At 65.0% G+C, this 20,123-nt stretch carries 19 protein-coding genes; 1 reads left to right on the plus strand and 18 read right to left on the minus strand.

The features are described from left to right. Positions 1-54 precede the first annotated feature (54 nt). The 12 genes from NLM32_RS40900 to NLM32_RS40955 all read right to left on the minus strand — a co-directional run bounded on the left by NLM32_RS40900 (position 55) and on the right by NLM32_RS40955 (position 13,305). On the minus strand, positions 55-1,623 hold the full coding sequence (locus NLM32_RS40900) for an FAD-dependent monooxygenase (protein ID WP_254134314.1): 1,569 nt from the start codon (positions 1,621-1,623) through the stop codon (positions 55-57). Positions 1,624-1,900: 277 nt separating this feature from the next. Continuing rightward, the gene (locus tag NLM32_RS40905; RefSeq protein ID WP_254134315.1) at positions 1,901-3,073 is read right to left on the minus strand and encodes an acetyl-CoA C-acyltransferase; all 1,173 of its coding nucleotides are present in this window, start codon (positions 3,071-3,073) and stop codon (positions 1,901-1,903) included. 186 nt (positions 3,074-3,259) lie between these two features. Next, positions 3,260-4,849, minus strand: coding sequence for a phosphoglycerate dehydrogenase (gene serA, locus NLM32_RS40910; RefSeq protein ID WP_254134316.1), 1,590 nt, complete (start codon positions 4,847-4,849; stop codon positions 3,260-3,262). A gap of 239 nt (positions 4,850-5,088) precedes the next feature. Next, positions 5,089-6,261 (minus strand): phosphoserine transaminase, encoded by a 1,173-nt coding sequence (locus tag NLM32_RS40915; RefSeq protein ID WP_254134317.1) that lies wholly within the window; start codon positions 6,259-6,261, stop codon positions 5,089-5,091. 79 nt (positions 6,262-6,340) lie between these two features. Beyond that, positions 6,341-6,595 (minus strand): hypothetical protein, encoded by a 255-nt coding sequence (locus NLM32_RS40920; protein WP_254134318.1) that lies wholly within the window; start codon positions 6,593-6,595, stop codon positions 6,341-6,343. Between the two features lie 125 nt (positions 6,596-6,720). Continuing rightward, positions 6,721-7,185 carry a GNAT family N-acetyltransferase gene (locus NLM32_RS40925; protein WP_254134319.1) on the minus strand — a complete coding sequence of 155 codons (465 nt, stop codon included), beginning with the start codon at positions 7,183-7,185 and terminating at the stop codon, positions 6,721-6,723. Between the two features lie 31 nt (positions 7,186-7,216). Next, positions 7,217-7,807: a glutathione S-transferase family protein gene (locus tag NLM32_RS40930; protein ID WP_254134320.1), complete on the minus strand. Its 591-nt coding sequence runs from the start codon at positions 7,805-7,807 to the stop codon at positions 7,217-7,219. 74 nt (positions 7,808-7,881) lie between these two features. Further along, positions 7,882-8,766: an outer membrane protein gene (locus NLM32_RS40935; RefSeq protein ID WP_254134321.1), complete on the minus strand. Its 885-nt coding sequence runs from the start codon at positions 8,764-8,766 to the stop codon at positions 7,882-7,884. 169 nt (positions 8,767-8,935) lie between these two features. Then, the gene (locus NLM32_RS40940) at positions 8,936-9,772 is read right to left on the minus strand and encodes an outer membrane protein (protein WP_254134322.1); all 837 of its coding nucleotides are present in this window, start codon (positions 9,770-9,772) and stop codon (positions 8,936-8,938) included. Between the two features lie 237 nt (positions 9,773-10,009). After that, positions 10,010-11,263 carry an MFS transporter gene (locus NLM32_RS40945; protein ID WP_254134323.1) on the minus strand — a complete coding sequence of 418 codons (1,254 nt, stop codon included), beginning with the start codon at positions 11,261-11,263 and terminating at the stop codon, positions 10,010-10,012. A gap of 305 nt (positions 11,264-11,568) precedes the next feature. Further along, complete coding sequence (gene glmM / locus NLM32_RS40950) at positions 11,569-12,915, minus strand: phosphoglucosamine mutase (RefSeq protein WP_254134324.1); 1,347 nt, start codon at positions 12,913-12,915, stop codon at positions 11,569-11,571. A gap of 222 nt (positions 12,916-13,137) precedes the next feature. Beyond that, the gene (locus NLM32_RS40955; RefSeq protein ID WP_254134325.1) at positions 13,138-13,305 is read right to left on the minus strand and encodes a hypothetical protein; all 168 of its coding nucleotides are present in this window, start codon (positions 13,303-13,305) and stop codon (positions 13,138-13,140) included. Between the two features lie 103 nt (positions 13,306-13,408). Here NLM32_RS40955 and NLM32_RS40960 point away from each other — a divergent pair, with 103 nt between their 5' ends. Further along, positions 13,409-14,551 carry an alpha-hydroxy acid oxidase gene (locus tag NLM32_RS40960; protein WP_254134326.1) on the plus strand — a complete coding sequence of 381 codons (1,143 nt, stop codon included), beginning with the start codon at positions 13,409-13,411 and terminating at the stop codon, positions 14,549-14,551. Positions 14,552-14,782: 231 nt separating this feature from the next. On the opposite strand, the gene NLM32_RS40965 is transcribed toward NLM32_RS40960, so the two are convergent. The 6 genes from NLM32_RS40965 to NLM32_RS40990 form a co-directional block, all read right to left on the minus strand. Next, positions 14,783-15,412 carry a hypothetical protein gene (locus tag NLM32_RS40965; protein ID WP_375143615.1) on the minus strand — a complete coding sequence of 210 codons (630 nt, stop codon included), beginning with the start codon at positions 15,410-15,412 and terminating at the stop codon, positions 14,783-14,785. A gap of 78 nt (positions 15,413-15,490) precedes the next feature. After that, complete coding sequence (locus NLM32_RS40970) at positions 15,491-16,117, minus strand: hypothetical protein (RefSeq protein WP_254134327.1); 627 nt, start codon at positions 16,115-16,117, stop codon at positions 15,491-15,493. 57 nt (positions 16,118-16,174) lie between these two features. Further along, a complete protein-coding gene (locus NLM32_RS40975; protein WP_254134328.1) occupies positions 16,175-17,008 on the minus strand; it encodes a shikimate dehydrogenase in 834 nt (277 codons plus the stop codon). A 60-nt stretch (positions 17,009-17,068) separates the two neighbouring features. Beyond that, positions 17,069-17,713: a YoaK family protein gene (locus NLM32_RS40980; protein ID WP_254134329.1), complete on the minus strand. Its 645-nt coding sequence runs from the start codon at positions 17,711-17,713 to the stop codon at positions 17,069-17,071. 67 nt (positions 17,714-17,780) lie between these two features. Beyond that, positions 17,781-19,520 carry a SulP family inorganic anion transporter gene (locus NLM32_RS40985; RefSeq protein WP_254134330.1) on the minus strand — a complete coding sequence of 580 codons (1,740 nt, stop codon included), beginning with the start codon at positions 19,518-19,520 and terminating at the stop codon, positions 17,781-17,783. Between the two features lie 95 nt (positions 19,521-19,615). Then, positions 19,616-19,888: a helix-turn-helix domain-containing protein gene (locus NLM32_RS40990; RefSeq protein ID WP_254134331.1), complete on the minus strand. Its 273-nt coding sequence runs from the start codon at positions 19,886-19,888 to the stop codon at positions 19,616-19,618. Between the last annotated feature and the right edge of the window lie 235 nt (positions 19,889-20,123).

The following is a 20,123-nucleotide window of genomic DNA, read 5'->3' on the forward strand; positions in this document are numbered from 1 at the left end:
CCGGTTGACCTGCCGATCGTACCGCGGCTTCGGCGTTGCCCTGTGTGAACGAGTTCACATGGTTTCCGCCGGCCGCTCACATGGCCGTGACGTGGGTTCGCCGAACCATCGGGACGCGGCGAGAGCAACCTCATCGGCGTCGGGGGCGCCATCACAGGCCCACGCGACGAAACCGTCGGGGCGGACCAACACCGCGCTCAAGCCGAGCCGATCCTTCGGCTCGCCTGCGATATAGGCGATCCGATCACCCCAGCGGCTGGCAAGCACTTGCAGCGGCGCACGCGCATCGAAATCCAGCAACAGGCCTTTCGCTGGCCTGAGCAGCTCTCCGACCGTCGTGCCGCCCGAGAGCTCGAAATCGGGACTACTGCGGCCGACCAGCGGATGGCTGCCGCCGAGATCGTAGCGCTGCAAGACACCGCGCACGCGACAGGCGAAATAGGTTGCACCGTCGCGGGTCGCCATGAGATCGCGGATGATGGCCTGGAGCGCGCGGGCGCTTGGCGTCGGCCGCATGATCGCGACCTGCGCGCGCGACCAGTCGAGAATTTGTGCGCCGATCGCGTGCCGCTCTTGCGAATAGGTGTCGAGCAGATCTGCGGGCGCGTGGCCGCCGATCGTCGCGGCCAGCTTCCAGCCGAGGTTCATGGCATCGCCGAGACCGAGATTGAGGCCCTGGCCGCCCAGCGGCGAATGGGTATGCGCGGCGTCGCCTGCGAGCAGCACGCGCCCCTTGCGATAGGTTGCGACCTGCCGGGCGCGGTCCGTCCAGGTCGCGGCCAGGCGGAGCGCGGTGATGGTGACGTCGGTGCAGGAGATGCGGCGCAGGACATCCTGCACATGCTCGCGTGTGATCGGCGCGCTGCGGTGGAACGCGCCGCCGTCGAAATCGACCATCGCGATCGTGCCCGGCTGCGCATAGGTGTACATGCCCGTGGGCGTGTAGTTGCGGCCGGGTTTGAGTTTCCCCGGATCGGCCAGCTCGACGTCGATGGAATAGCCGGTGAATTCGGGGTCGGTGCCGACGAAATCGAATCCGCAGATCTTGCGCACCGCGCTGCGGCCGCCGTCGCAACCGACGAGCCAGCGACCGCGAAACGTTTCTCCCCCCGCCTGCACGGTCATGTCGTGGTCCGCGGCGGCAATGGCGGTGACGCCGAGACCGCGCCGGATGTCGACGCCCATGCCGTCTGCGCGCGCAGCGAGCGCGGATTCGAGCGTGTCCATGTCGACGGCGACATTGGCATCGGCCGGCGTCGGCAGGCGCCAGGGCCACTTCGCGGCGTCGACGTCCTCTTGATAGAACTGGAGACCGGCGAAATGACCGGCGGGCCGGCGCGCCTGCTGCATCCAGTGTGCGGCACTCTTGATCGCACCCGACGTCGCGCGCTGCGCGGCCAGGATATCGTCAAGCAGACCGCGCCGGTGAAAGGCTTCCGTCGTGGGCAACGTCAGGCCGCGCAAGCCGAACGGAAGCTGCTTCAGCGCCGAGTACGGATCCGCTGCTTGTTCCAGCACCAGCACCGAGAGACCGCCGAGCCGCAGCTCGCAGGCGAGAAACAGGCCGACCGGTCCGGCACCGGCAATGACGACGTCGTAGATATCGAGGGATTGGGTTCGCATGAGACGCTCCTGTGGTCGATGTTCGACCGGAGCGTTCCCTGAGATACGAGAATCACACGGACGAACGATTGAGCGCCTGCGTGGCGCCCGATGTTCGTCGCGGGGATCTCGGCACAAGGCCAAAGACCAGAGCTTCCGTTACCAGAAGGACTTGGGCTTACCAGACCAAGTCTGCCTTTTCCGACGGGGCCTCTATAGTTTCGTCGCGATGGATGCGCAACAAAAAAAGGCACGGCGCTTTGGGCGCCGTGCCTTTCGTTGGTTCAGGCGTTTTGGATCAGCTGTAGATCTCGAACAGGCCGGCGCCGCCCTGGCCGCCGCCGATGCACATGGTGACGACGCCCCACTTGGCCTTGCGGCGGGCGCCTTCCTGCAGCAGATGGCCGGTGAGACGGGCGCCGGTCATGCCGAAGGGATGGCCGATAGCGATCGAGCCGCCGTTGACGTTGTACTTCTCGGGATCGATGCCGAGCTTGTCGCGCGAATAGAGGCACTGGCTGGCGAAGGCCTCGTTGAGCTCCCAGAGATCGATGTCGTCGATCTTCAGGCCGTGACGCTTCAAAAGCTTCGGCACGGCGAAGATCGGCCCGATGCCCATCTCGTCCGGCTCGCAGCCCGCGGCTGCCCACGCGACGAAGCGGCCGAGCGGCTTGAGGCCGCGCTTCTCGGCGTCCTTGGCTTCCATCAGCACCACGGCGGCGGCGCCGTCGGAGAGCTGGCTGGCGTTGCCGGCGGTGACGTACTTGCCCGGGCCCTTCACCGGCTCAAGCTTGGCCAACCCTTCCAGCGTGGTTTCGGGGCGATTGCACTCGTCGCGGTCGACCACGTAGTCGACGATGCTCTCAGCCTTGGTCGCCTTGTCGACCACCTTCATCTTGGTCTTCATCGGGACGATCTCGTCCTTGAACTTTCCGGCCTGCTGGGCGGCGGCCATGCGGCGCTGCGACTCCAGCGAATACTCGTCCTGGTACTCGCGGCTGAGCTTGTAGCGCTCGGCGACGATGTCGGCGGTGTCGATCATCGCCATGAAGATGTCGGGCGCGGTCTTGAGCAGTTCGGGATCAACCCACTCCTTCGGCGAGCCGCCGCCGGGGATCGAGATGCTTTCGACGCCGCCGGCGACGATGCAGTCGGCGCCGTCTGAGCGGATCGAGTTCGCAGCCATCGCGATGGTCTGAAGCCCCGAGGAGCAGAAGCGGTTCACCGACACGCCGCCGGTCGACTTCGGCAGGCCCGCGAGCAGCGCGGCCTGGCGGCCGATGTTCGGCGCGCCATGGGCGCAATTGCCGAGATAGCAATCCTCGACATATTCCTTGTCGACGCCGGCGCGGTCGACGGCGTGGTGAATGGCGTGGGCCGCGAGCGACATCGGCGGGGTGATGTTGAACCCGCCACGGCCGGACTTGGCCAGGCCCGTGCGCGCGTAGGAAACGATGACGGCTTCACGCATTGTTTTCTCCCTTTGGCAAGAAACGTTCTGAGCGTCATTGGTACACAAAGTTCGGCAGCCTTGGGAGACATAAAGCGCCGCGCGGCATCAACAAAAACGCCGCCCCTCGCGAGAAGGGCGGCGTTGTTCCGCACGTCGGAATATATGATGGACGTCATTCCGTGGGGCGCGCCCCCCGCGGACGCCTCAGAACGTCAGCGCCTTGACCTGCTTGACCTGCGGCAGCGCCTGCACCTTGGCGAGCAGGTCCGCCGGCACCGCGCCGTCGACCTCGACCAGTGCGATGGCATCGCTTCCGGGCGCGACGCGGCCGAGATGGAAGGTGGCGATGTTGATCTTGGCATCGCCGAGCAGGCTCGCGAACTGGCCGATGAAGCCCGGCTTGTCCTCGTTGGTGATGTAGAGCATCGACTTGCCGAACTCGGCATCGACACGGATGCCCTTGACGTCGACCAGTCGCGGCTTGCCGTCGTGGTACACGGTGCCCGAGACCGAGCGCTCCTGGCGCTCCGTCGCCACCGTGACCGTGATCAGGCTCTCATAGTCGCTCTGGGCGGCGCGGACGATCTCGTCCACCACCATGCCGCGCTCCTTGGCGACGACCGGCGCGGACACGACATTGACCTCGCCCAGCATCGGCCGCAGCAGGCCCGACAGCACCGCTGACGTGATCGCCTTGATCTTCATCTCGGCAACATGGCCCTCATAGGTGATCTCGACCTTGAGGATGCCGCTCTCGGTGAGCTGACCGGCGAACGAGCCGAGCTTCTCGGCGAGCGTGATGAACGGCTTCAGCTTCGGCGCTTCTTCCGCGGTGATCGAGGGGAAGTTCACCGCGTTCGAGATCGCGCCGGTGAGCAGGTAGTCCGACATCTGCTCGGCGACCTGAAGCGCGACGTTCTCCTGGGCTTCCGTGGTGGAGGCGCCGAGATGCGGCGTGCAGATCACGTTGGGATGGCCGAACAGCACGTTGGTATTCGCGGGCTCCTCGACGAACACGTCGAAGGCGGCGCCTGCGATGTGCTTGGCGTTGAGCGCATCGACCACGGCCTGCTCGTCGACGAGACCGCCACGGGCGCAATTGATCAGGCGCACGCCCTTCTTCATCTTGGCGATTGCGGCCGCGTCGATGATGTTCTTCGTCTTCTCCGTCAGCGGCGTATGCAGCGTGATGAAGTCGGCGCGCTTGAGCAGGTCATCGAGGTCGACCTTCTCGACGCCGATGTCCTTGGCGCGCTCCGGCGACAGGAAGGGGTCGAACGCCACGACCTTCATACGCAGGCCAAGCGCGCGATCGGCGACGATCGAGCCGATATTGCCGCAGCCGACTACGCCGAGCACCTTGCCGGTGATTTCGACGCCCATGAAGCGGTTCTTCTCCCACTTGCCGGCCTGGGTCGATGCGTCGGCCTGCGGGATCTCGCGGGCCAGCGCCAGCATCAGGGTGATGGCGTGCTCGGCGGTCGTGATCGAATTGCCGAACGGCGTGTTCATCACGATGATGCCCTTGGCGGTGGCCGCAGGGATTTCGACGTTGTCGACGCCGATGCCGGCGCGGCCGATCACCTTGAGGTTGGTGGCCTTCTCAAGGATCTTGGCGGTCGCCTTCGTCGCGGAGCGGATCGCGAGGCCGTCGTAATTGCCGATGATCTCGGCGAGCTTGTCCTTGTCCTTGCCGAGGTTGGGCTGGAAGTCGACCTCGACGCCGCGGTCCTTGAAGATCTGAACGGCGGCGGGCGAGAGCGCGTCGGAAATGAGAACTTTGGGTTTGGTCATGAGGTGTGTCCTTCACCGTCCCTAAGGGAGGATCGGCCCGAGGGCCGGAAAATGCGTGAGTGACTTGGAAGCTCCTCTCCCTCTCCCCGTTCTTACGGGGAGAGGGTTGGGGTGAGGGGCAGCCACAGGCGAAGTGCTCGCGGAGAGAGCCCCTCACCCGGATCGCTCAGGCGCGCAATTGCGCTGCCGGCGACCCGGCCTCTCCCCGTAAGAACGGGGAGAGGCGAAGAAAGAAAAACTCAGGCCGCCTTGGCGAGCTGGGCCTTGGTCTCGGCGAAGGCCCAGTCGATCCACTGCGTCAGCAGCTCGACATCCTTGGCCTCGACGGTGGCGCCACACCAGATGCGCAGGCCTGCCGGCGCATCGCGGTAGTACGCGAAGTCGTAGCCGGCGCCCTCCTTCTCGACGAGAGCGACCAGCTTCTTGGAGAAGTCGGCCTGTGCGTCCTCCGAGAGCGAGGTGATCGCGGGATCGGTGAACTTCAGGCACACCGAAGTGTTGGAGCGGATCGCCGCGTCCTTGGCCAGGAAGTCGATCCAGGGGGTCTTCGCCTTCCAGTCGGCGAGCACCTTGGTGTTGGCATCGGCGCGACCGATCAGGGCCTTCAGGCCACCGATCGACTTTGCCCAGTTCAGCGCATCGAGATAGTCCTCGACGCACAGCATCGACGGCGTGTTGATGGTCTCGCCGACGAAGATGCCTTCGTTGATCTTGCCGCCCTTGGTCATGCGGAAGATCTTCGGCAGCGGCCAGGCCGGCTTGTAGGTCTCGAGCCGCTCCACCGCGCGGGGCGACAGGATCAGCATGCCGTGCGCGGCTTCGCCGCCGAGCGCCTTCTGCCAGGAGAAGGTGACGACATCGAGCTTGGCCCAGTCGAGCGGCTGCGCGAAGGCGGCCGAGGTCGCGTCGCAAATGGTCAGACCTTCACGGGTCGCGCTGATCCAGTCGGCATTCGGCACGCGCACGCCGGAGGTGGTGCCGTTCCAGGTGAAGACGACGTCGCTCTTGGGATCGACCTTCGAAAGGTCGGGAATCTCACCGTAAGCCGCGTTGAGCTTGGTGACGTCCTTGAGCTTCAATTCCTTGACGATGTCGCTGACCCAACCCTCGCCGAAGGATTCCCAGGCGAGCGTGGTGACGGGCCGTGCGCCGAGCAGCGACCACAGTGCCATCTCGACCGCGCCGGTATCCGACGCCGGCACGATGCCGATGCGATAATCGGCCGGCACTTCAAGCACTTCGCGCGTCAGATCGATCGCGAGCTTGAGCTTGGTCTTGCCGACCTTCGCGCGATGCGAACGGCCGAGCGCTGCGTCCTTGAGATTTTGGGCGTTCCAGCCGGGGCGCTTGGCGCAGGGGCCGGAGGAGAAATGCGGCACGTTCGGCCGCGAAGCGGGCTTCGCTACAGTCATGATCTACCCTTCCAGATAGTAAGCCTCCCGTTGGGGGGAGGTGTCCCGCCGCGGCTGATACGGGAATCGGGAAGGATCGTCAAGAAACTTCCGGCGGCTCACGGCGGCGTGAGGGCAATTCCGGCACGATATCGGGGGATTCCACCGCGGCGAGCGCGTTCAGCAAGTCCGTGGCATCGCTGATCAATTGCGCTGCGCGCCGACGGCTGCCGACTTTCAAAATGCATTTGTCATTGGCCTGCACAACGTAGTCGTTGCCGACCTTGATCATCGAATAATTTGTCATCGAAATCCCCGAACCGACCGAGCCCGGTGTCCTGACGTTGCGTAGCACCGTTCGTTCCCCGATCAACGTGAACGACGAACGGGTAGTTTATCAGCTGTTAAGATGAACGAATGCGCGATCCGATTTCGCTGATCATGCAACGCTCGCATTCACCTGCCTCAAAACGCGCCGCTTCAAAAGCGGACAGTCATGCCGGCGTGACTGAGTGAAAATCCGAGACGCTTGTAGAAGCGCTGCGCGTCGACGCGACTCTGATGTGTCAGCAATTCGACCAGATTGCAGCCGCGCGCTTTGGCTTCCGCGATCGCCCATTGCACCAATTGTTCGCCGATGCCGCGGCTGCGGCAATCGCTGGCAACACGGACATCCTCGAGCAGGCCACGAATGCCGCCCTGCGAGCTGATGCCTGCGAGCACCGCGAGCTGCAGGCATCCGACCACCCTGCCCTCGCTCTCGGCCACCACGAGCGTGAGATTTGGGTCGCGCTCGACACGCTCGAACGCCTGATAGTAGACGGCCGGAAGCGGATCCTCGAGGCGCTCGCGGGCGCGGCCGAGATGATCGTCGGCGAGCATCGCCACGATCGCGGGAACGTCCTCGCGGCGCGCGAGACGGATCGAGACGGATTGGTCGTTCATCGAGAAAACTCCAGGACTCAGCGCGAGGAACTCAGCGCGCCGACGGAAGACCAAGATGGGCCTCGGTCTCTCCGATCCAGCGGCGGATGGCGGCATAGCGGCCGAGATCAAAACCGCCTTCATGCGCGAGGCGGGTATAGGCGAGCAGCGAGACGTCGGCGAGCGAGACCTCATCGCCCGCAAAGAAGCTGACGGCGGCGAGATGCGCCTCCATGCGGTCGAGCGCCGCATAGCCGCGCTTGACCTTGTCAGGATCGAGCTCGGAGACATCCTTGCCGAGATAGACCAGCTGGAAGCGGCACACCGCGATATAGGGCTCGTGGCTGTACTGCTCCCAGAACAGCCATTCGTCCATCTTGGCTGCGGCAAAGGCATCGCGCGGAACGAGCGCGCTGTCGCGGGCGAGATAGCGGATGATGGCGTTGGACTGCGCCAGCGTGCGGCCGTCGTCGAAGGCGACGGTCGGCACCTGGCCGGCGCCGTTCATCTTCAGGAATTGCGGCGTGCGCGTCTCGCCCTTGCGGGTGTCGATCTCGATCCAGCGATAGGGCAATGCGAGCTTGTCGCAGACCCACTTCACCTTCAGACAATTGCCGGAATTGCTGTCGCCGTAAATCTGCATCGCTGCCGCCCCGCATCTGGCGACAGAGCATCAGGACGCGGCCGACCTGTCAACCGCGGCGCAGCAAAGCCGCGTCAGAACTTGTAGCCGAGCCCGACGCGCGCGTTGTTCAGCGTCACGGAGGTGTTCATGACGGGCGAGAACTTCACGTATTCGTATTCGATCCGCGCGAACAGACCGTTCCAGATGCAGTATTCGAGGCCGAGGCCGGCGACCCAGCCCACCGCGAACGCGTTGGTTCGATGCTGGCTCTGCGTCTGCGACTGCGCAGGAACGGCATATGTCGTGCTCGTGGTCGTGGTGGCGCCACCCGCGCCCGTCGTCGTCACGATCTGGGTCAGCGTCACATCGCTCGTCACCGTGCGGGAAACGTCCATCCGGCCGATGGCAGCGCCGGCGAAGGCGTAAGGCATGAAGTCGCCTCCGTCCCAGCCCACGCGTCCGCGGAGCGAAATCATGTCCTTGACCTTCGCCGCGGCGGTACCGGTCAACGTGACGTTATAGTTGTCCGTCGTGCCGGTGGGCGGGTTGTCGCCGGCCGGATTGGTGATGATGAGCGAGTTGGAGCCCGACGTCGACGTGGCGAGGTTGTTGAAGTAGCTGTAGGTGCCCTCGAGACCGAGGATGGCATCGTACCATTGCCAGTTGCGGCCGACGAAGGCGCCGAAATTCGTGCTCTGCGTGTTGGTCTTGTTCATGAGCGACCAGCTCGCGGTCGGCTGCTGCAGCACGCTGTCGCGGAAGATGAAGTTGGTCAGGCCGACGACGCTCTGGCTGAAATCGGTCGCGTTGGTCGTGTAGCCGCCATTGACGCCGACATAGGCGCCATCCCAATTGTGGGACGTCGTGGACAGGCCGTCGGTGAAGCCGCCGCGCAGAACGGGCAGATCCGGCATGTCGGCCGCGTGTGCGGCGGACACAGATCCCAAGGCCGCCACCACCACCCAAAGCCTACGCATTGCAACGCTCCATCGAACTCCGAACTCTCGAGCGTGATCATCGCCTGTTAACCTTAACCAATGGTTGCGTCTGACGTTTTCGTCGCCGCGCGCCATGAAAAATATGCAAAGCAAAACGGCGCGGGATGATCCCGCGCCGTTAAGAGAAGTTAAGCGATGGAGCTTGCGATCAGCCCTTGGTGACGAGCGGCGGCGGCACGTAGGCCGGCGGGCTGTTGAGCTCCCAGCGCACGCCGAGCTTCACGTCGTTCGAGGTGATGTTCTTGATCTTGATCGTGGAGGGGCCGGAGATGCTGCCATCAAACGCGCGGAAGTTGCCGGGCGCAGCGTCGCCGAGATTCATGTAGCTGTAGGCCAGTTCGACGGTGAACCCGGGATTGACCTTGTAGGCGAGACCGGCATGGGCGGCCCACGCGAAGTTCCACTTACCGTTGGTGTCGAAATAGGTGACGCTGTTGGACAGCGCGCCGGCGGTGTAGCGAACGCCGTTGTCCTGGAAGCTCGAGAGCTGGTTGTAGGAGCCGCCGACACCGGCGCCGATGAACGGCGTGATGCACCACCACGTGCCGAGATCGACATAGGCGTTGGCCATGACGACCCACTCGGACTTGCTGCCGGTGTAGGTGTTGGCTTCGACGTCGGCCGCGCCGAGGGCAACGCTCTGCGAACCGTGCAGATTGGACTTGCCGCGGTACTGGCCGGTCACGTCGGCGCGGAACCAGTTGTTGAAGCGATAGCCGACACCGACGTCGAACAGCGGCGAGGAGTCGAAGCCAAGGCCGGCGGTCGTGGTCGGGAACGTCGCCGACGTCGCGCTGTCGATGCTCTTTGCAGTCTGGTTGGTCATGCCGATGTCGCCGCGCAGATACCAGCCCCCGAAGTCGGCGGGCGGAGCGGGCGGCGCGTACATGGGGGGCGGAGCCGCGATCGGCATATCGGCGGCAAACGCCATCGACGAGATCAGAGATGCCGCACCCGCGGCAAGGAGAGACTTAACGCTACGCATTGGCTTCGTCCTTATGGCCGGTGAGACAAAATGCAGATGCCTCACGTTCTGGAAACTCACGGGCGGACGATGGCAGCAAATGCTTAAGCGCCACTTAACCCTAATTTTTAAGGTTGATATTTTCTCACCGCACACGCGGATGCGGGTGCGAGCGTTGCGAAAATGCCGCGCCAAAGCGGCGTCTTCGCCGCATTTCCTAACGATGTATGAAGCCGCAATGCAGCGAAAGAAGATTTGTTAACGTGCGTGCTGCGGCAATTTTGGCAGGAACACCGCAAGCAGCCCGATCGCCGGCAGGTAGGCGCAGACCTGGTAGACGAACTCGATCGAGGTGTGGTCGGCGAGCTTGCCGAGCACGGCCGCGCCGAGGCCGCCGATGCCGAAGGCGACGCCGAAGAACACGCCGGAGATCATGCCGAAGCGATGCGGTACCAGCTCCTGCGCGAACACGATGATCGACGACGTCGTCGAGGAGATGATGAGACCGATGATCACCGTCAGCACCGCGCTCGCGTAGAGCCCCGCATAAGGCAGCGCCAGCGTGAACGGCAGCGCGCCGAGGATCGAGATCCAGATCACGATCTTGCGGCCGAAGCGATCCCCGAGCGGTCCGCCGAGAAACGCACCGACTGCGTTCGCCGCCAGGAAGATGAAGAGGTACATCTGAGCGGCCTGCGTCGACACGTTGAAACGGTCGATCAGGTAGAAGATGTAGTAGCTCGACAGGCTCGAGACGTAGAGCTGTTTCGAGAACAACAGCGCGACGAGCACGGCAAGCGCGACCCCGACGCGGCGCGAGCTCGGCGCATCAGCATGAGCCTGCGCGACCACTGCCTTCTTCGCCTTGATCTGCGGCTCGTACCAACGGCCGATGCGCCAGAGGATGACGATGGCGAGGAACGCGATCGACGAGAACCAGGCGATGCTGCCCTGCCCGAACGGCACCACGATGAGCGCAGCAAGCACCGGGCCCATCGATGTGCCAAAGCTGCCGCCGAGTTGAAACACCGATTGCGCGAAGCCGTAGCGGCCGCCGGAGGCGAGCCGCGCGATGCGCGCCGACTCCGGGTGAAACACCGCCGATCCCAGACCGACCAGGGCTGCGGCAACCAGGATGACGAGATATTGGTGCGCGGCGCTGAGCAGCAGCAGGCCGAAAAAGGTCGAGGCCATGCCGATCGACAGCGAGTACGGCTGCGCCTTCTTGTCGGTGTAGTGCCCGACCACCGGCTGCAGCAGCGACGCCGTGAACTGGAACGCCAGCGTGATCATGCCGATCTGCGCGAAGTCGAGCGCGTAGGTGTCCTTCAGGATCGGATACACCGAGGCGATCAGCGACTGCATGGTGTCGTTGAGGAAGTGCGAGAAGCTGATGCCGGCGAGCACGACATAGGCCGGCCCCGCGACCGCCTTGGCAGCGGGGGGCGCAACGTCGCTGACGACGACGGGCTCGGTCAGCGTTTCCTCGGAGACGACGACAGGCTTGTTCAAGGGAGCATCCCGGCAGGCGCGGCGAACCACCGCATCTCCTGGTTACGATGCAAGGAGCGGCCGAACCACTCCCAATCGTCGATAGCTGGGATGCGTGTGTGCTCTCGTCGCTTGCCCTCCCCTGGAGGGGTCCGAGACGAGCGTAGCTCGCTCGTGGGTCGGCTCACATCGAGCGCAGCGAAAATGTGAGACGGGGTGGGGTGACGGTCTCTCCACCTCGAATGCTGCCCGTGGGGAGAGATCACCCCACCCCGCTCGCGCTTCGCGCGATCGACCCTCCCCCTCCAGGGGAGGGTAAGAAAGGCTCAGGCCGCCGCGGCCTGTCCCAGCGCGGAGACGATGGTGTCGACGACGTCCTCGACCAGGACGCGGTCCTCACCCTCGCCCATGACGCGGATCACGGGCTCGGTGCCCGAGGAGCGGATCAGGAGGCGGCCATGGCCGTTGAGCCGCTTCTCGCCGTCGGAGATCGCCGACTGCACTTCGGACGCGTCGAGCGGCTTGCCGCCCTTGTGGCGAACGTTCTTGAGGATCTGCGGCAGCGGGTCGAAGCGGTGGCAGACTTCGGACACCGGCCGGCGCAGCTTCTGCACCACGGCCAGCACCTGCAGCGCGGCCACGAAGCCGTCGCCGGTGGTGGCGTAGTCGGACAGGATGATGTGGCCGGACTGCTCGCCACCGAGATTGTAGCCGCCGGTCAGCATCTGCTCGAGCACGTAGCGATCGCCGACCGGCGTGCGCACGAGATCGAGCCCCTGCCCTTTCAGGAAGCGCTCGAGGCCGAGATTGGACATCACGGTCGCGACGATGCCGGGATGCGACAGCCGCCCGTCTTCCTTCCAGCTCTGCGCGATCACCGCCAGCAGCTGGTCGCCGTCGACGACATGGCCGCGTTCGTCGACCAGGATGACGCGGTCCGCATCACCGTCGAGCGCAATGCCGATATCGGCGCGCATCTCGCGCACCTTGCGTGACAACGCTTCCGGCGAGGTCGAGCCGCAATCCTTGTTGATGTTGAAGCCGTCGGGCTCGACGCCGATCGGCACCACGTCGGCGCCCAATTCCCACAGCGCTTCCGGCACCACCTTGTAGGCGGCACCATTGGCGCAATCGATCACGACGCGCAGGCCGTCGAGCGAGAGATCGCGCGGCAGCGTGCGCTTGGCGAATTCGATGTAACGGTCATGCACGCCGTCGATACGGCGGGCGCGGCCCAGGCTCGCACTTTGCGCGAGTTTCTTGTCCATCGGCTCGTCGAGCAGCAGCTCGATCTGCTTCTCGACATCGTCGGAGAGCTTGAAGCCCTGTGGGCCGAACAGCTTGATGCCGTTGTCCTCGAACAGATTGTGCGAGGCCGAGATCATGACGCCGAGATCGGCGCGCATCGACTTGGTGAGCATCGCGACCGCCGGCGTCGGCATCGGGCCGACCAGCAGCACGTCCATGCCGACCGAGGTGAAGCCCGCGACCATCGCGTATTCGATCATGTAGCCGGACAGGCGGGTGTCCTTGCCGATCACGACACGATGGCGATGCTCACCGCGCTGGAATGCGAGGCCCGCGGCCTGGCCGACCTTGAGCGCGAGCTCCGGCGTGATCAGTCCGTTGGCGCGGCCCCGAATCCCGTCAGTCCCGAAATATTTGCGGCTCATATCGTCCCCCACGCAACAACCAGGGATCCCCACGACAACTACCGGATGCCTTCTACGGCTCCGCCATCCCTGATTACGCTTGGGTCTTATAAAGCGTTCGCGGCTAACTTGGCTTCAAAAAATATGATGAATCATTACGGAACCAGGGCACGCTCTGCCCACAATAACATATTGTTAACGCTATATTTTCTCCCAAAAGGCGGGCCGAGCGGGAATTCCGGGCTAATCCGTTCGCTTGACGTGGCGGTCCCCGCGGCTCGGCGCCGGCTGGGTGACGTTCACGGGATCGGAGCCCGGAAAGGTCTCTTCCAGACCCTCCTCCAAGGCGTCCTCGAGGTCCTGCTTCTCCTTGATCTCTTCGGGCGAAGGTCCCGTGCGCGGCTTGGTCATGGCGCCCCTCTCGCAAACGATTTGGCTGTGCATCCAACCATGCTAGATGACCCCGAAACCTTCCGATGCAAGACTTTAAATACGAGACGGCCGGGGAACGTTCATGAAGCACATCACCTGTATCGACGATCTTCGCGCGCTGCATAAGCGCCGGGTGCCGAAGGCGTTCTTCGACTATTGCGATCGCGGTTCCTATGCCGAGGAAACCCTGCGCGCCAATCGCGAGGACATGCAGGCGATCAAGTTCCGCCAGCGCATCCTGGTCGACGTCTCCAGGCGCGACACCGCGACCACGATCCTCGGCGAGAAATCGACCATGCCGCTGATCCTGGCGCCGGTGGGCCTGCTCGGCATGCAGCACGGCGACGGCGAGATCCATGCCTGCCGCGCGGCGCAGGCCGCCGGCATCCCGTTCACGCAGTCGACGATGTCGATCTGCTCGATCGAGGACATCGCCGCCGCCGTCGACAAGCCATTCTGGTTCCAGCTCTACGTCATGAAGGACCGCGGCTTCATCAAGGAGCTGGTCCAGCGCGCGATCGCGGCGAAGTGCAGCGCGCTCGTGCTCACCGTCGACTTGCAGGTGATCGGCCAGCGCCATGCCGACATCAAGAACGGCATGACGATCCCGCCGGAATGGTCGCTGTCGAAATTCATCGATTTCGCGACCAAGCCGGCCTGGGTCTCCGGCGTGCTGCAGGGCAAGCGCCGCACCTTCGGCAACATCGCCGGCCATGTGAAGAACACCGAGGACCTCAACCGGCTGGCCGAATGGACGGCGTCGCAGTTCGACACTTCGCTGAACTGGAAGGACGTCGCGTGGATCCGGAGCATCTGGCCGGGCAAGCTCATCATCAAGGGCATTCTCGACGTCGAGGACGCCGAGGAAGCGGCCAAGACCGGCGCGCAGGCGCTGGTGGTGTCGAACCATGGCGGCCGTCAGCTCGACGGCGCGCCGTCCTCGATCGAGGTGCTGCCCGAGATCGCCGACGCGGTCGGGTCGAGGATGGAGATCATGTTCGACGGCGGCATCCGCTCCGGCCAGGACGTGATGCGCGCGCTCGCGCTCGGCGCAAAATCCTGCATGATCGGCCGCGCCTATGCGTATGGGCTGGGGGCCGGCGGCCAGGCCGGCGTCGCCAAGGCGATCGACATCATCCAGAAGGAGCTGCTCACGACCATGGGCCTGTGCGGCGTCAACCGGATCGACGAGATCGACGAGCACATCATCGCGGAAGCGCCGTAGCGACGGCGGTGCAGGGGCAAAGCGCTGCCGCTACAAACGCTACTGTCGTCCCGGCGAAGGCCGGGACCCATAACCACAGGCAGTGGTTTGGCGAAGACTGGAAGTGGTTCAGCCTTCGCCCGGTACTGATACCTGCGACTATCGAAAGATCACGCGGTATGGGTCCCGGCGCCCCGTGCGCAATTGCGCACTAGGCCGGGACGACAGTGAGGATATAGCGGCAGCTCCGCCTCACATCGGCGGCGTAATTCCATCCCGGCCGACATTGACCCGGTTCGCTTCCAGCGTGCCGTCATCCTTCTTCGCCGCACCGAAGATGATCAGCTTGGCGCCGGGCTTCACTTCCGACTTGTCGCTCGCGACGAAGGTGACAATCGGGGTCTCCGGCGGCACCACGACTTTCTTCTCGCCGTCCTTGTATTTGACCGTGATGTTCTGGCCGTCGGTGCCCTTCACCGTCTGCGCCACGGTGGCATTGGTCATGGTCGAATTGGCGCGGGCATCCCAGGGGCGGAAGCCTTCGGCGGCGCCGCGCTGGTTCTCCGGGAAGATGTGGACGGCAATGGCCTTCTGCGTGCCGTCGGGCTCGGGCATGGCGGTGACGCCAATATAGGAGCCCTCCTTGATCTCGGAGAGCTCGGTCTTCACCACCGCGAAGACGGCGACGTTGTCGGTCATCTTCACCTTCACGTCGGTGCCTTCGCGCGTCTTGATGCCGAGCGTGTTGCCGTCGACGCTTTCGATGGCGCCGCGGATGCGGACGGTCGGCGCCTGCTGCTGCGCCGAGGCGGTCGATACGGCGATAAAGGTGACGAATGCTGCCACGACGGCGCGCGGCATCCAGTTGATCAGTGTCGGCATGGCCTTGTCCCTTCCAGGCATGTTGCGGCGATCACACGGCAAACCCCGTGCGACCGCCGCTATTCCCTGAATTCCTGATCACATCGGCGGGGTGAGGCCGTCGCGGCCGACATTGACGCGGTTGGTCTCGAACGAGCCATCCGGCAATTGCTTCATGAAGGCGATGACCTTGGCGCCGGCCTTCAGCTCGGACTTGTCGCCGGGCACGAAGGTCACCACCGGTGTCATATCGGAGACGAACACCTTCTTCTCGCCGTCCTTGTACTTCACCAGCAGCGTGTGGCCGTCATTGCCGACCACGCTCTCCGACACCGTCGCATTGGTCATGCTGGAATTGGGCTTGAGGTCATAGGGCCGCGAGCCTTCGCCGGTGCCGCGCATGCTCTCCGGAAACACGTGAACCTCGACGGCGTTCTCGCCGCCGTCCGGTCCCGGCACGGTCGTCGCGCCGACGAAGGAACCGACCTTGATGTCGGCGAGCGAAATCTTGGTGACGCCGGCCACGCGGACGTCGGATGCGATGTGGAGCTTGACGTCCTCGCCGCTGCGCGACTTGACCTGCAGCGTGTCACCATCGACGCTCTCGATCGTGCCACGCACGCGGGTCGGCACCGGCGCCTTTTGCGCGACGGCAGCAAAGGTGGAAGCAGCCACCATCGCAACGGCGATGAGCGGACGCGTGAAACTGGCACGTTGGATCGTCATGAATTGTCTCCGATTGTCCCCACGAATAGTGAACGCCGGAGACGGCGCACTATTCTCTCAAGTCTTTGTGAGATCGGCCTCGACCAGCGCGCGCAGCTCCGCGGTCACCTCGGGCCGCTGGCCGAACCACAGCTCGAAGCCGCGCACCGCCTGGTGCAGCAGCATGCCGAGTCCGTCGCCGGTCTTCAGCCCGCGGGCTTCGGCCGCCGCCAGCAGCGGCGTCACCAGCGGGACATAGACGAGGTCGGCAACGACGGCGTCTGCTGGCAGGTGCGCCACATCGACCTCGAGCGCGGGCTGGCCGTGCATGCCGAGCGAGGTCGTGTTCACAAGAAGTTTTGCCCGCGGCAGGACGTCATTGATCCCGTCCCAGCCGAGCGGATGCACGTTCGGCCCGAATTGCGCGGCCAGCGCCTCGGCCCGCGCCACAGTGCGGTTGGCGAGATGAATGCGCTTGAAGCCGCGTTCGAGCAGGCCGAACACCACCGCGCGCGAGGAGCCGCCGGCCCCCATCACCAGCGCTTCGTCGGCCCCGTCCCAACCGGGCGCGCTGGCGTCGAGATTGCCGAGAAAGCCCTCGACGTCGGTATTGGTCGAACGCAGCTCGCCATCGGCAAACCACAGCGTGTTGGCAGCGCCCACGGCCCGGGCACGTGCATCGGGGATCGAAAGCTCCAGCACGCCGACCTTGTGCGGGATGGTGACATTGGCGCCGACGAAGCCGCGCAGCGACAGCCGCAGCACGAAATCGCGCAGATCCTCGGGCGGAACGGCCTCGATGACATAGCCGCCTGCAATGCCGAGCGTACGCAGCCAGTAATGATGGATCAGCGGTGAGCGCGAATGCGCTGCCGGCCATCCGATCAAACAGGCTGCGGGCGGTTTGGTCACAATCGTCGTCCCCTGAAACAGAGCGTGGGAGGCGATCCATTTCGCGTCCCGCAGGCGCTGTCAAGCGCGCGGGCGCCGCATCGCGGCGGCGACGATCGCGGCCAGCGCCAGCGCCGCGCCCGCGGCAAACCAGATCGCGGCGAGATTGATCCTCAGATAGGCGAGCGCTCCGGCTGCGGAGCCCGCGACCAGCGCCGCCCACAGCAGCAGGTTCGGCGCCCAGCCCCAGCGCGGTCCCCCGGTGAGGCTGACCGCGAGGAGCTGACCGGCCTTCACCAGCGCGCCCGTGACATAGGTGAGACCGAGGCCCGCGCCGCCGTCGATCTGGAACACGGCATTCTCCAGGCCCATCGCGAGCACGATCCCCGTGATCGCGAGGGTTTGCAGGCCAAAGGCATGGCAAAGTCCGGCGCCGGCCAGCAAAGCGGCTTCGATCAGCAAGAGCCAGGGCTGCCGCTCGGTGCCGCCGCCGAGCACCACGAGGCTGCCGGCTGCGGCGCCCACCACGAACAGGGCGATCAGGCCAAGCGCGCCGGCGGCCTGCCACCACTGCGTCTCCGCCAGGCTGACGCCGAGGCGCGTGGAATTGCCGCTCATGAACGAAACGAACAGGCCGCCGAGATGCAGGAAGCCGATGCCGTCGACATAGCCTGCCAGCATGCTGAGCGCGCACGCCAGCGCAATGTTGCGACCCGAATTGAGCATGTAGAAGACACCACCGCCGCGATGCGGCAGTGTCGGTCAAATCGGCGGCCTTGAGAAGAGCGCGACGTCAGCTCGCGAGAACCGCGGCTTCGCCGCCCTTGATGTCGGCGACCGCGCGCTCGATCGTCTCGCGATAATGCGCGTGCGGCTCGGTAACGCCATGGGTCTGCAGCGCCTCGCGGACGGAGGGCGATGCGGCGGTGATGAACAGCTTGATGTCCTGGCGGTGCGCCTTGGCGGCGACGCGGCCGAGCACGTTGGCCGCGGTGGAATCCAGGAACGGCACCGCGGCGAAATCGACGACAAAGCCCTTGCGCTCGTCGGCGACGCCGTCGAGCACGTTACCGATGGCCGACGCCGCACCGAAGAAGAACGCGCCGGTGATGCGATAGACCAGCACGTCGCGATCGACCGCGAGCGCGGGATCGTAAGGCACGCGCTCGCCATTGCCGTCATCGGGGCGATCGGCCGCGACCAGCGGCGAGCGCTCCTCGATGCCGGTCATCTCGGCCATGCGATGGATGAACAGCACCGCACCGAGCGCGAAGCCGACCAGAATGCCTTCGGTCAGATCGCGGAAGATCGTGAGCAGGAAGGTTGCCAGCAGCACGACGGCATCGCCCCAGGACGAGCGCAGCAGCGTTGCGAATTCGTGCTTCTCCGCCATGGTCCAGGACACCACGACCAGCACGGCGGCGAGTGCGGCGAGCGGGATGTAGCTCGCGAGCGGGGCTGCGACCAGCATGAACAGCAGCAGGAAGATCGCGTGCAGCATGCCCGCCAGCGGCCCGCGCGCGCCGGCGCGGATGTTGGTCGCGGTGCGCGCGATCAGGCCCGTGACACAGATGCCGCCGAACAGCGCCGCGCCGATATTGGCGGCACCTTGCGCCACCAGCTCGCAATTGGAGCGGTGACGGCGGCCGGTCATGCCGTCGGCGACCACCGCCGACAGCAGCGATTCGATGGCCGCCAGCAGCGCGAACGAGATCGCATCGGGCAGCACCGCTTTTGCCTTTTCGAGCGAGAACGCCGGCAGCGCCGGTGACGGCAATTCGCGCGGGATGCCGCCGAAGCGCGAGCCGATGGTTTCCACCGGCAGCGCGAACACCGCGCACACGACGGCTGCGAACACGACCGCGATCAGGATGCCGGGCCAGGACGGCCGCCAGATCCGCAAGCAGGCGATGATGGCGATGCTGGCGAGCGCGACCGCGACCGCCGACGGATTGATCGTGTGCAAGCCGCCGGCCAGCGCGACGAGCTTTGCAACGAACTCGCTCGGCTCCTTCCCCGCAAGCGTAATCCCCGAGAGATCGCGGAGCTGGCTCGAAAAGATGATCACGGCGATACCGGCGGTGAAGCCGACCGTGACGGGATAGGGAATGAACTTGATGTAGGTGCCGATGCGCAAGAAACCCGCGGCGATCAACACCATTCCCGCCATCATGGTGGCGAGGATGACGCCGTCGACGCCGTGCCGCTCCGCGGTCACTGCGACGAGCACGATGAAGGCCCCCGCGGGCCCACCGATCTGAAACCGGCTGCCGCCAAGCAGCGACACGATGAAGCCACCGACGACCGCTGTGTAGAGCCCGCGATCCGGCGTCACGCCCGAGGCGATCGCGATCGCCATCGACAGCGGCAGCGCGACGATCGCAACGGTGAGGCCCGCAAATATGTCGGCGCGGAAATCCGCGACGCCATAGCCCTCGCGCCAGACGGTGATGAGCTTCGGCAGATAGAGTTCGGCAAAGGTCGGCTGACGCAGCTGATGCAGTCCGCCTGCCCGCTCGCTGGTGATGCTCATGCTCCGCTGCCCCACAATGCTCAACTGCATCGTGCGGCCGCGATCGGACGCGACGGTGCGTTAGTTCATCCTGATCCCGGGCATGATCGTCGCGATCATGCCCCCACGCGGCGCGGCGGCCCCGGCTGCTTCAGGCGAACGCCCCGCCCGCCGCTGTCGCTGCGGGCCTGTTCGCCGATCAGCTCGACGCCGGCCCGGTCGAACGCCTCGACCACCTTGATCAAGGTCTCGACCACGCCACGCACATTGCCGGTAGAGGCCTCCATCCGCTGGATGGTCGGCAGCGACACGCCGGCGAGCTCGGCCAGGGCTTTCTGGTCGATGCCAAGCAGCGCGCGGGCTGCCCGCATCTGGAATGACGTGATCACCTGGGCCTCACGTGTCAGGAGTTATAAGTGATATCTGAAGCATTCACAATGATGTAAAATACATCATGAAACGGCGAACGCAAGCGCTCTCACCGCCAACCCATCTGCCAATGAACCTGCCGTAGCTCCGTCATCCTGAGGTGCGAGCCGAGCGGCGCGGCGCGCCGTTTGGGGAGCCTCGAAGGATGTACGGCCACGATGCAGCCGGGCCGTCGCCCTTCGAGGCTCGCCTTGC

This window comes from Bradyrhizobium sp. CCGUVB14 (assembly GCF_024199935.1).
Lineage (GTDB): Bacteria > Pseudomonadota > Alphaproteobacteria > Rhizobiales > Xanthobacteraceae > Bradyrhizobium.

What these genes read in the sequence shown, in the direction of transcription:
- NLM32_RS40900 (WP_254134314.1), bottom strand. Translation starts at nt 1,623, where the DNA reads ATGCGAACCCAATCCCTCGATATCTACGACGTCGTCATTGCCGGTGCC.
- NLM32_RS40905 (WP_254134315.1), bottom strand. Translation starts at nt 3,073, where the DNA reads ATGCGTGAAGCCGTCATCGTTTCCTACGCGCGCACGGGCCTGGCCAAG.
- serA (WP_254134316.1), bottom strand. Translation starts at nt 4,849, where the DNA reads ATGACCAAACCCAAAGTTCTCATTTCCGACGCGCTCTCGCCCGCCGCC.
- NLM32_RS40915 (WP_254134317.1), bottom strand. Translation starts at nt 6,261, where the DNA reads ATGACTGTAGCGAAGCCCGCTTCGCGGCCGAACGTGCCGCATTTCTCC.
- NLM32_RS40925 (WP_254134319.1), bottom strand. Translation starts at nt 7,185, where the DNA reads ATGAACGACCAATCCGTCTCGATCCGTCTCGCGCGCCGCGAGGACGTT.
- NLM32_RS40930 (WP_254134320.1), bottom strand. Translation starts at nt 7,807, where the DNA reads ATGCAGATTTACGGCGACAGCAATTCCGGCAATTGTCTGAAGGTGAAG.
- NLM32_RS40935 (WP_254134321.1), bottom strand. Translation starts at nt 8,766, where the DNA reads ATGCGTAGGCTTTGGGTGGTGGTGGCGGCCTTGGGATCTGTGTCCGCC.
- NLM32_RS40940 (WP_254134322.1), bottom strand. Translation starts at nt 9,772, where the DNA reads ATGCGTAGCGTTAAGTCTCTCCTTGCCGCGGGTGCGGCATCTCTGATC.
- glmM (WP_254134324.1), bottom strand. Translation starts at nt 12,915, where the DNA reads ATGAGCCGCAAATATTTCGGGACTGACGGGATTCGGGGCCGCGCCAAC.
- NLM32_RS40955 (WP_254134325.1), bottom strand. Translation starts at nt 13,305, where the DNA reads ATGACCAAGCCGCGCACGGGACCTTCGCCCGAAGAGATCAAGGAGAAG.
- NLM32_RS40960 (WP_254134326.1), top strand. Translation starts at nt 13,409, where the DNA reads ATGAAGCACATCACCTGTATCGACGATCTTCGCGCGCTGCATAAGCGC.
- NLM32_RS40965 (WP_375143615.1), bottom strand. Translation starts at nt 15,412, where the DNA reads ATGCCGACACTGATCAACTGGATGCCGCGCGCCGTCGTGGCAGCATTC.
- NLM32_RS40970 (WP_254134327.1), bottom strand. Translation starts at nt 16,117, where the DNA reads ATGACGATCCAACGTGCCAGTTTCACGCGTCCGCTCATCGCCGTTGCG.
- NLM32_RS40980 (WP_254134329.1), bottom strand. Translation starts at nt 17,713, where the DNA reads ATGCTCAATTCGGGTCGCAACATTGCGCTGGCGTGCGCGCTCAGCATG.
- NLM32_RS40985 (WP_254134330.1), bottom strand. Translation starts at nt 19,520, where the DNA reads ATGAGCATCACCAGCGAGCGGGCAGGCGGACTGCATCAGCTGCGTCAG.